A 9,520-nucleotide genomic window follows, 5' to 3' on the forward strand; every position below is an offset into this window, starting at 1 on the left:
TGGCGGCTCGTCGTCGCGGTGGCGGGCTCAGGCCTGGCGGGACGACGGCGCCGGCCGCTCGTCGTTGCGGTGGTGCACTGAGGCTTGGGCGCGACCGACGGCGCTGGGCGCTCGTCGGCGCGGTGGCGCGCTCAAGCCTGGCGGGACGATGGCGTCATTTCGTCGTCGACGTGGCTCGTGAGGCGGGTTGCGGACGTGCGCGCGAGGTCGCGGCCGCGTGCGGAGTCGATCGCGCGCTCGGCCGTCGCCTCGATCACGGAGAGCGCGGTCGGCTTGTGGAGCACGCGCACGACGCGCGGCACGTTCGGATCGTCGTCGGCGGTGTACATGACCGCGGCGACACGACGGAGGAGCCCCTCCGCGTAGGCGCGACGGAGCATCCACGAGCCGGTGTGGCCACCGTCGAGCTGGTTGTCGCTCAGCACCACGTCGGTCCCGTTGCCCTTCAGCTCCGCGAGGCCCGCCTCGGCGGTGGCGACCGTCTTCACGTCGTAGCCGTGAGAGGCGAAGAAGTCAGCGAGGATCTCTCGTGTGTCCGGATCGTCCTCGACGACCAAGATCTTCGAACAAAGACGTCCACTCGCCACGCGCTCCTCCCGCCTCCCGCCTTCTTCGGCCATCAATCTCGACCGAGACAGTCGAAGCACGTGGCGCGCCAACGGTGTGGCGGGTTCCTCTTCCCCGAATGTCCCTGCGTGCCGCGCAGATCGTGGCGAGCTGTCCGATCCATCGCGCCACGACGGCGCATCTCTTCGCGGTCGCGCTGGCACGGACTGGTCGAGCTACGTCCCGGGATGACACGCGCCCTCGGATCGCTGGTGCTTCTCGTGGTCGTGGTCGCGTGTGGCGGCTCCACCGCCGACGTCCCGTCGCCGAGCGATCGCCATCGCTTGATGAAGAACCCCGACGCGGGAACGATCGACTGCATGCCCGCCGTCCCGCCGGATCGCGCAGCGCTGTGCTCGGGCCCGCACCACCAGTGGATCCGGAAGAACTGCCCCGACGTGCGGTTCACGTACTGAGGAGCGCTCAGCTCGTCGCCTCGCCCCCGCGGCGCTTCGCCTTCTTCGAGCGGCGCTTCACGGGCGGCGGAGGGGCCGCTTCCTCGTTGGAGCGATAGTCTTGGAGCTCGCTGTCAGGGACACGAGGCTGCCACCACGTGCCCGGTGGCTCCTCCTGCATCGCCGCGGGGTCTCCCGACACGGCCCTCGAAGACTCGGGGCGCTTCGCGGCCGCTTCTGGGGCCCCGACCCCGACCCCGACCCCGACCCCGATGGTCTTCTTCTTTGCGCTGGATTCCTCTGTTTGATCGTCTTCGTCTTCTTGAACGACGTCCTCGTAGGTCGAGTCGCCGTATTCGACCTTGCGGTCGCGGAAGAGGGCCTCGAAATCGACCTCGATGCCGACGGAGAGGACGTGCGAGAAGGCCGAGTAGACGCCGTTGTTGTACGCCGGCAGCAGGTTGCCCTTGCCGTCGGTGGGCGCGCCGCTCATCGCGCCGTTGCTCGGGCGCGCGTCGCCGTCGGTCACCGTCCGCGAGATCGAGAACACCGCGCCGTACGCGACGTTGACGCTCACGGCGCCGTGTTTGATGCCCGCTCCGAACGTCGCGGCGACCTTCGGGAGCGTGTTGAAGTTGAGTCGCGTGTCCTTGGGCTCGGTGCCCGGGCTCTCGTAGAAGGCGCCGGCGCGCGCGATGAAGACGGTTTCACCTTTTTCATCGAACGCGTGGTTGTAGGCGCCGCCCCCGCGGAGCGAGAACGTGTTCTTGAACGTCTGGCCGCTCTTGATCGTGGCCTCTTTGCCGTCGACCGGGCTCACCGTCTTGACGATGCCTTCGTCGAGCGTGCCCCACATTTCGTAGACGACGTCGAGCTCCGCGTCCCAGAGCTCGCGCTTCTTCTCCATCGCGATGTAGCGACCGCCGACGCGAAGGACGGGCGGGAACTGGACGTTCGCGGTCGTGGCGCCGGGCTCTCCGAACTCCTTGGCGAGGAGGCCGACTTTCGCGACGGTCGTGCCTTCGATGTCGACCTTGAGCGGGCCGCGGAGCTGCGCGCCGAGCTGGAAGCTCTCGCTCGGGCGATACATCGCGCCGACCGAGAAGCCGGCGCCGCCGCCTTTGCCGGTGAAGCGTCCCTCCGCGTCGCAGGGACGGTACTCGGGGTTCTTGCAGCTCCCGTCGCCGACGTCGGCGTACGCGATCGAGCCCATGCTCGCGTTCGCGACGATGAGGTGCGCGGCGATGCCGATGTCGAGCTGCTCGGTCACGCGGAACGCGCCGCCGAGGGTAGGGAACGCGATGACCGACTCGCCGCGATAGCCGGCGGCGGCGTCGTAGCGCGAGCCCGAAGGCGTGCCGTTGATGCCGAGCTGGAAGGTCCGCCCCGTCGCCGCGGGCGTGATGAGACCGACGCCGAGCGTGAAGCGCTCGAAGTATCCGAAGTCCGTCGTCGCGAGGATCATCGGCAGGGTGAAGGCCTTGTTCTTGTCCTCGACGAGCGGATACGGGCGCCCGCCCCATGGCGTGAGCGGATCGTTCGGATCGTCGGGGTAGTTGCCGGCGCGCTGGAAGGTCAGCGTGTTGAAGTGCGTGTTCGCCGAGATCTGGAGCTTCGTCCCGCGCTGCCGCGCGAGGCCCGCGACGTTGTAGTGGAGCGCGCTCGCGTCGTCGGCCTTCGCGGTGAACGCCGCGCCGCGTCCCATCGCCTGCGCGCCGTGATCGGGCATCTCGTCGATGCCGCCCGCCCGCGCCGTGCGCGTGAACGTCAGGATCACGAGCGCGACGACGAACGCGACGTGCCTCTTCGTGTTTGCGGGCCGCTCCCGGCCTCCTCGCGCGCTCCGCTCGCTCGTGCGCACTTACTGGCAGCCCTCGGTGCCGGGCGGGAGCTGCTTGCACGGGGCGCAGAGCTCCTCGTCCTCGCAGCTCCCCTGAATGAGGCCCGCGAAGATGCCGCCCTTGGTGATGATGCAGCGGGAGAGGCACACGCCGTTGCCGGAGAGTCGCGCCTTGCACGCGCGCGGCTTCGAGATCCCCACGAACTCGTTCGGCGCGCAGAGCGGCGTCTCGCCGGAGCACGTGGCGGGGCCGAGCGACGAGGCCGCGCTGCCCGCCGCGGCGGTCGGCACGCAGCGCCCCTTGCCTTCGCAGCACGGCGCGAAGAGCTTCGCCGGCTCCTTCGGCTTGTCGCACGGCACCTGCGAGCACGAGCCGGTATCGACGCCGGTGCGCGGGTCGAAGCAGGGCGCGCAGCGCTCGTCGGCGTCGCAGTCGGCGACGGGGAGCAGGTCCTTCTGCGCCCCGATCTCGGGGACGCCCGCGTTCACGCAGCGTCCTTCCGCGCCGCCCAGCGACTTGCACGTCTTCGGCACGTAGCCGCCGGCGCGAAGGACGGACTTCTTCGGAGCGCAGAGGCCCGTCTTGCACTTCGCGAGCTTCGCCGCCTGCGGTCCTTCGACGAGGGCGGCGTCGACGCAGAGCATGTTCGACGAGCACTCTTCCTGTTTGAAGCCGCTCTCCTCGAGGATGGGCTCGTCCTGCGGGCACTTGCCCGTGCGCGCCGCGGGCTTCTTCGGTCCCTTGCACTCGTGCGCGGCGCCGAGGAGGCAGATGCCGGTCGCCTTTCCCGTGACGGGGTGACCGCACGGCGCGCAGACCTGCTCGCCCTCGCATTGATCCTTGGTCGCGGCCTTCAGCTGGTCGTAGTTGCCGAGGATCTCCTTCGCGAGCGGCCAGAAGCAGCGACCTTCGACGCCGAGGACCGACTCGCACTTCTTCAGCTCGATCTTGGATCCCTTCGCGACGACCTCTTCGGGTACGCACGACATCTCCTTCGGGCAGTCCGCCGCCTCGAACTTCCCCGCGTTGTCGCCGGTGAGGAACAGGTCGGGAACGCAGCGGCCTTTCGAGCCCTTCGTTCCGGTGCAGACCTTGAGGATCTTCGGGTCCTGCCCGTCGTTCGGCTCGGTGCAGGTCGCCCCGTCGTTCGTGTTGGCGACAGCGGCGATCTGCTCACTGAGATCGCCCTCGGGATCGACCTCCCCGCACGCGCCGACCCCGAGAACGACTCCCACCGCCGCGAGCAGAATTTTCCGCACGCCCCCACCACAGCAACCGTCGCGCCACCCGCCGAAGCCCTGAGATCAGGCAGATCTCATCGAGCCACCGCCCGCGGATGTTTCACCAGCTTTACGATTGTCACGCCCCGCTTACGGCTCCGCGCTCCGCAGCAAGCGGAGCGGGGCTCCGGCCGCTGCGCTCCTCCGGCCGCCGCCACGCCGGTCGACCCTCGCGCTCCGCTCCGGTTATCGTAGGGAGGTGCTCTTCCGCGATCGCCTGCTCGCGACGCTTCGGGCCATGCGACCGGTCCTGGAGGTCCCCGGCGTCATCGTCGCGGGCTCGGAGATCCCGAACCTCCTCGAGGTCGACGCGGCGTCCACGCTGGTCGTCTCGGAGGACGTCGACATCGCGGTCCCGGTGTCGGCGGTCGATCGCGTGCGACGTGCGCTCGCCCTGGTCGAGGGATTCTCGCGCTCGTCCGAGGAGCCCTCTGTCTACCTGCCGAGCGACGAAGTGCGCCTCGAGGTCAACTTCATCGGCGTCGACGAAGCGATGACCAGCCTCGACGCGTCCTACGTCCATTCGGATCCGGAGCTCCCCCTCCTGGTCTTCGGCGCACTCGCCTTGCTCCTCCCGCCGCGCTTCATCGAGCTCGGCGATCTCCGCGTCCCCGTCGCGTCGACCTCGGGGCTCATCCTAGAGAAGCTGATGACCGAGCGCTCCGGGCGGAAGGGCGATCGCGACCTCCTCGTCGTCGCCGGGCTCCTCCAAGTCGCGACGGACCGAGACCTCGCCGAGCTCGTCGAGCGCGCGAAGCAGCTGCGCCAGGACCTCCGCGACACCGTCAAGTCGAACCTCGCCATCCTCTCCCTCATCGACGCAGCCACGTCGATGCCTGATCCGCGCGCTTCGCGCGAGAAGGTCGCGGCGCTGCTGGCCGCGCTGGAGAAGGGAGAGCGCGATGGATGAGTCGAAGCTCCACGAGCGCGCGAGGGCCTATCGAGAGCGTGTCGCCGTGCGAGCGTGGCAGCAGCGCCAGAAGCGTCACGCCCACGGGGTGTGGGATCGCCTGCGGCGCGCGCTGGCTTACTCGGAGCGAGTCTACGGCGTGAGCGACGAAGAGCTGTCGCGGCTGCTCATCGCCGGCGCAGAACCGCTCGCCGTCGGAGGCGCCATTCACCCACCCAAGCAGATCCTCTTCGTGGACGAACGGCTCGCGTCCACCGTCGTCGGGACCCTGCTGCCCGCTTCGCTCTCGGCGCAGACGCTCGAGGCGAGCAACTGGGTGCTGGTGCCCTTCGCAGGGATCGAGCCGCTGGCGATCTGCCCCGCCGACCGCTGGTAGCCCCTCCATCACGCACAGGTGACACGTCCTCTCCGGAGCGACGCAACATCCGCGAGGTCGCGAGGCGGTCAAGACGAACCCGGGCTTCATCGCGGCTGAGCTCAGGCTCATGGGCCAGCGCATGGAACGTCATCCACGAGCGCCAAGCTGGTGCTGCTGCCCTCGACATCCAGCCGAACGGCATCGTCGTCCTCGCGATGCGGGACGATCCGCCGCCTCCTGGAGAGACCTCATGCACTGTGATCGTACATGCCAGTGTACCCGTACGCCTTTCCACCGAGTCTCGCGACGCTCCAGAAGGCATCGACCTTGGCTTTGAGCTTCACGAGGCGCTCTTCTTCGTCACTCGATGCTCATGCGGCCCCTGCTACTTGCAGTTCGCGGCTTCCCCGTCCGTGCTCAGGCTGCATGTCCGCCGCGCGGGACACACTCGCTGCATCTTCCACTCGTAGTCTTCCGACCAGGAGACGCTCTCCGAGCGCGAGAGAATGGGAACGAGCGATAGGAGCCAGGCAGACGAGCTTTCCCATGGTGAGCTTTTCTTGGGAAAGCTTCACCTCTGTCACATGCGGACGCGAAAGACTGCGCAATCGGTGCTCCCGAGATCCCAGGATGCGCGAGCCGGCAGCCAGTACTTGGGGGCGAGCTCGAGGTACTTGCCAGTACGGCATGACGCGGATGACGTCGGCGAGGTAGCTCTCTCGACGTCGAGGCGCCGTGGAGCCGGCACGAGGCCCATGTCCGTGAAGCCGCATAGTTTGGGTGGCGTCTGACCGGGGAGACCCATCAGGCGAAGCTCCCCGACGAAGCTCCCGAGTTGCGGGAGCGCGAGTGCGCGGGCCGTAACGACGAGATGAACGACCGGTTGAGGCCCGAGCGCCGAGTTTGCACAATACTGGGAAGGCGGCAGGCGATCCCGGTCATCGAGCGTGGGGAGCGCCGCTTGGCGGGGTAAAGGCGACGGGTACGCGCACAAGGCCATGGGTTGAAGCAGGGAAGGGCTCTTCGTCCCGTCGAGAAATCCGGCGGAAGCAAGGTAGTCACGCGTATCGGCGGAGAGACCGCGCATCGCCGAGGCGAACGCGGCGACGATTCGGCCTCAATCGAGCCGCCGACAGGTATCCGTGGAGAAGGCGTGGCGCGCGCCCCTTCCCGGGAACGCCGCCCGGGGCACTTCAGTGGGGTCGACGATAGGTATTGGCGAAGCGATCTTCTCGGCGTCGACCCAGCCGATAAAGCAGTTGCGTCGGGAGCTTCAATGAAGACGCCCGATCTCATCGGCGGGGAGTAGGGACGTTGGCGTGAGGAGGATTGTAGCCAGCGATTGCTGGTTTGCTGGTGACGGCGTTGTAATCTGGAGGCTGTGAGTGGCGTTCGCGCGATTGAGAGAGGGGAGCGGGCGGGCGTGGTCGCGATGCTGGTGGCGGCGTTCTTCGAGGATCCGCTGTTTTGCTGGTTCCTTCCGGAAGAGGGAGAACGCCGGAAGTGGCTCGGCTGGTTCCATCACCGCGTCCTCAACGAGACGGAGCCGCTCGGCGGTGCGTACACGCTCGAGAGTGCGCCGTCCGATGGGGCGGTGCTCGTCTATCCGCCGCGCGCGTGGCCGCCGCCTGCGCTCCGCGTCCTCGCTGCGTGGCCGCTGCCGCCGGCGATCCCGTCGTGGCGCTTCTTCCGCCGAGGGCTCCACGTCGACCGCCGCATTCATGCCTCACATCCCTCCGAGCCGCATCTCTATGTCTACGCGCTCGGCGTCCACCCGAAGCAGAAAGGCAAAGGGCTCGGCGGCGCCCTCCTCCGGCATGCGCTGGCGATTGCCGACAAGGCGGGAACCGCGAGCTACCTCGAGACGGCAAACCCCGTCAACCTGCCGCTCTATCGCAAGTTCGGATTCGAGACGACGAGCGAGATCGCGACACACGGCGGCCCGCCCGTGTGGACGATGGTTCGAGGCCCATCACGAGTGGCGTGAGGCCGGAGCCCGACCCAACGACGAGACGGACACAACCGCCCGGTCCGTCTCGCCCTGCGGCCGGCGAGACGAGATGACGATGCACGCAAGTACACAGTCTCGAAAAGGACGGGCCTCCGGCGCTCGTATCGCCCGATTGATAACGAACCTCGCCGGCGCGCAGGACTCGCGGCTCGCGGTCACCGGCGCGAGGCACGCCGTGACTCGCGCTTCACCGAATCGTGGCTGGCGAGGACCACGATTCGCGGTCGCCGGAATCGCGACCGACCTTGAGGCAAGCTCACCGGTTCGCCGGAATCGTGAACGCGAGATGCAACGATTCGCGGCTCGCCTGTCGTTTGACGTCGTGTCGGCGCGACTCGCGGTTTCGCGAATCGCCAGCGGTTGGGCCTACTTCTTCTTTTCGGCGTAGTACGTCGTGCCGCGGCGCTCGCCGGCTTTGCTGAGGGAGCCGCGCTTCAGGCCCTCGAGGATCGGACGCGGGACTTCTTTCTTGTCGAGGCCGAGCTCGGCCCCGATCTGCTCGGCGCGGAGGCCGGGCTTCTTCTTGAGGAGCGCGACGATCTGGTCGAGCGTTGCGTCGATGTCGGCCAGCGAACGGCGCGCGAGACGCCCCGATGACGTCTTCTTCGTACGCAGCGCGGGCGCGCCATTGCTCTTCACCGCAACGGGCACCTTCGCCGGGGTCGCCCTTGCGGGCGCTCCGCCGCCCTGGCTGAGGCGGACCAAGTCGTCAATCGAGAGGTCTTTGAGGGAGGCGATGATTGCCTGCGCGAACTCGGTGGCATGAGACTCGATGATCGTCTTGAGGTCACTCATGGGCTTGCATGATACACTCTTTCGCGAATTGGGCACTAAGAAAAGCCACTACCTGCTCCTTTTGACGATCAGCGCCTGCGGCGGTGAGCCCGCCGCAGCTCCGGTGGCGCCGAGCCATCCAGCCGCAACCGTGCCGATCGCCCATGTCCCGGCCGCGGGGGCGGCCGAAGCCGGCGCGCCGGTCGAGACGACCGAGCTCGCCGTCGGCGAGGCGATCGTCGTCGAAGGCGGGCCTCTCGTGGAGAACGGGAATCCGACGAGCGAGGCGATCGATTGTCGAATGACGCTCCCTGGCCTCGTGGTCGTCGTCGGACGCGAGCCGGGCGACGCCGCGCTGCGACTCATCGGTGGCGGGACCCGGAGCTTCCACGTCGTCGCCGAGATCTGCCGCGAGCGTCCGCTCCACCCCGTCGTCCTCCTCGACGTGGAGGACCACGCGGAGATCGCGCTCGACGGCGTGCGGGCGGTGGAAGCGCTGCGACGCGATCCGTTCCCGGGTCCCGCGAGCGCGGCGACTCGGACCGGCGGCTTCACGATCGAAGGCCGCGCGCGAGGACGGTCGACGGTCCTCGTCACGAAGGCGACGGGCGACTACGAGCTCTACGACGTGCTCGTCGGCGGCCTCTGCGCCGATCGCCGCTACCCTGCTCTGGCACCAGCGATCCCGCCGGGCGAGCTCGGACCGAAAGGCGACGGCACCTGCGTCCGCCGTTCGCCGAAGAAGACCACGCCGGCGCCATGCCCCGATCGCAAGAACCTCGACGCGCTCCCCGACAGCGCCCTCTCCCGCCTCGCGTGCGACTGGGCCGCCAGCTGCGACCGCAGAGGCGAAGAGGGCTGCTGCGTCGGCTGCACGAACCCGTTCGCGGTGAAGCTCGCGCGTGCCTGCGCGATCCGCGCCCTCCGCGCGAACACCTGCCCACAGGTGCAGAAGATCTTCGATACCCCTGGCTGCGCCCAATGAGGCGCCGCTTCCTTCTGACGTCGGTTGACAATCAGGAGCGCCGACGACTAGGGTGCCCGCACTGCCGAGAGCAGTGGCCCGGGGCGTAGCGCAGCCTGGTTAGCGCACTAGACTGGGGGTCTAGGGGTCGGAGGTTCGAATCCTCTCGCCCCGACTGGTTCCGGAAGGCAGAAGGCCTCCGGGACCTTTCGGTTTTCTGGGCTCATGCTCGCCAGCAAAGGCAGCGCCGTGAAGCCCCGTTTCCAGCCGTTTCTGCGCATCGATGGTCGTTGATCGCGATCGCTCGCGTCCTCGCACCCCTCCGTGCGCCAGCGCGGGTTCGAACGCTGCTCGAGTCCATCGTCCCCTGCGAGGCGCTCG

The 9,520-nt window shown here is 68.3% G+C and carries 9 protein-coding genes and 1 tRNA gene; 6 read left to right on the plus strand and 4 right to left on the minus strand.

What is annotated here, in order from left to right; genetic code table 11:
• Positions 1–131: 131 nt before the first annotated feature.
• Positions 132–587, minus strand: coding sequence for a response regulator (locus tag KF837_44005; GenBank protein MBX3234338.1), 456 nt, complete (start codon positions 585–587; stop codon positions 132–134).
• Between the two features lie 231 nt (positions 588–818).
• Here KF837_44005 and KF837_44010 point away from each other — a divergent pair, with 231 nt between their 5' ends.
• Positions 819–1,022, plus strand: coding sequence for a hypothetical protein (locus tag KF837_44010; GenBank protein ID MBX3234339.1), 204 nt, complete (start codon positions 819–821; stop codon positions 1,020–1,022).
• Between the two features lie 7 nt (positions 1,023–1,029).
• On the opposite strand, the gene KF837_44015 is transcribed toward KF837_44010, so the two are convergent.
• Entirely contained in the window at positions 1,030–2,862 is a 1,833-nt protein-coding gene (locus KF837_44015; GenBank protein ID MBX3234340.1) for an outer membrane protein transport protein, read from the minus strand.
• The gene (locus tag KF837_44020; protein MBX3234341.1) at positions 2,863–4,077 is read right to left on the minus strand and encodes a hypothetical protein; all 1,215 of its coding nucleotides are present in this window, start codon (positions 4,075–4,077) and stop codon (positions 2,863–2,865) included. It abuts the gene before it with no gap.
• Positions 4,078–4,360: 283 nt separating this feature from the next.
• Between KF837_44020 and KF837_44025 the strand changes: the two genes are divergently transcribed.
• The 3 genes from KF837_44025 to KF837_44035 all read left to right on the plus strand — a co-directional run bounded on the left by KF837_44025 (position 4,361) and on the right by KF837_44035 (position 7,377).
• Positions 4,361–5,032: a hypothetical protein gene (locus KF837_44025; GenBank protein MBX3234342.1), complete on the plus strand. Its 672-nt coding sequence runs from the start codon at positions 4,361–4,363 to the stop codon at positions 5,030–5,032.
• Complete coding sequence (locus KF837_44030; GenBank protein ID MBX3234343.1) at positions 5,025–5,408, plus strand: hypothetical protein; 384 nt, start codon at positions 5,025–5,027, stop codon at positions 5,406–5,408. The genes KF837_44025 and KF837_44030 overlap by 8 nt, the downstream gene beginning before the upstream one ends.
• Before the next feature lie 1,405 nt (positions 5,409–6,813).
• On the plus strand, positions 6,814–7,377 hold the full coding sequence (locus KF837_44035; protein ID MBX3234344.1) for a GNAT family N-acetyltransferase: 564 nt from the start codon (positions 6,814–6,816) through the stop codon (positions 7,375–7,377).
• Between the two features lie 390 nt (positions 7,378–7,767).
• On the opposite strand, the gene KF837_44040 is transcribed toward KF837_44035, so the two are convergent.
• The gene (locus KF837_44040; GenBank protein ID MBX3234345.1) at positions 7,768–8,232 is read right to left on the minus strand and encodes a hypothetical protein; all 465 of its coding nucleotides are present in this window, start codon (positions 8,230–8,232) and stop codon (positions 7,768–7,770) included.
• Between the two features lie 94 nt (positions 8,233–8,326).
• Between KF837_44040 and KF837_44045 the strand changes: the two genes are divergently transcribed.
• On the plus strand, positions 8,327–9,160 hold the full coding sequence (locus KF837_44045; GenBank protein MBX3234346.1) for a hypothetical protein: 834 nt from the start codon (positions 8,327–8,329) through the stop codon (positions 9,158–9,160).
• 79 nt (positions 9,161–9,239) lie between these two features.
• Positions 9,240–9,314 (plus strand) — tRNA-Pro (locus KF837_44050).
• The last annotated feature ends 206 nt before the right edge of the window (positions 9,315–9,520 follow it).

It is taken from the genome of Labilithrix sp., from assembly GCA_019637155.1.
In the GTDB taxonomy this organism is placed as follows: Bacteria; Myxococcota_A; Polyangia; order Polyangiales; family Polyangiaceae; genus Labilithrix.

What these genes read in the sequence shown, in the direction of transcription:
- KF837_44025 (MBX3234342.1), top strand. Translation starts at nt 4,361, where the DNA reads ATGCGACCGGTCCTGGAGGTCCCCGGCGTCATCGTCGCGGGCTCGGAG.
- KF837_44030 (MBX3234343.1), top strand. Translation starts at nt 5,025, where the DNA reads ATGGATGAGTCGAAGCTCCACGAGCGCGCGAGGGCCTATCGAGAGCGT.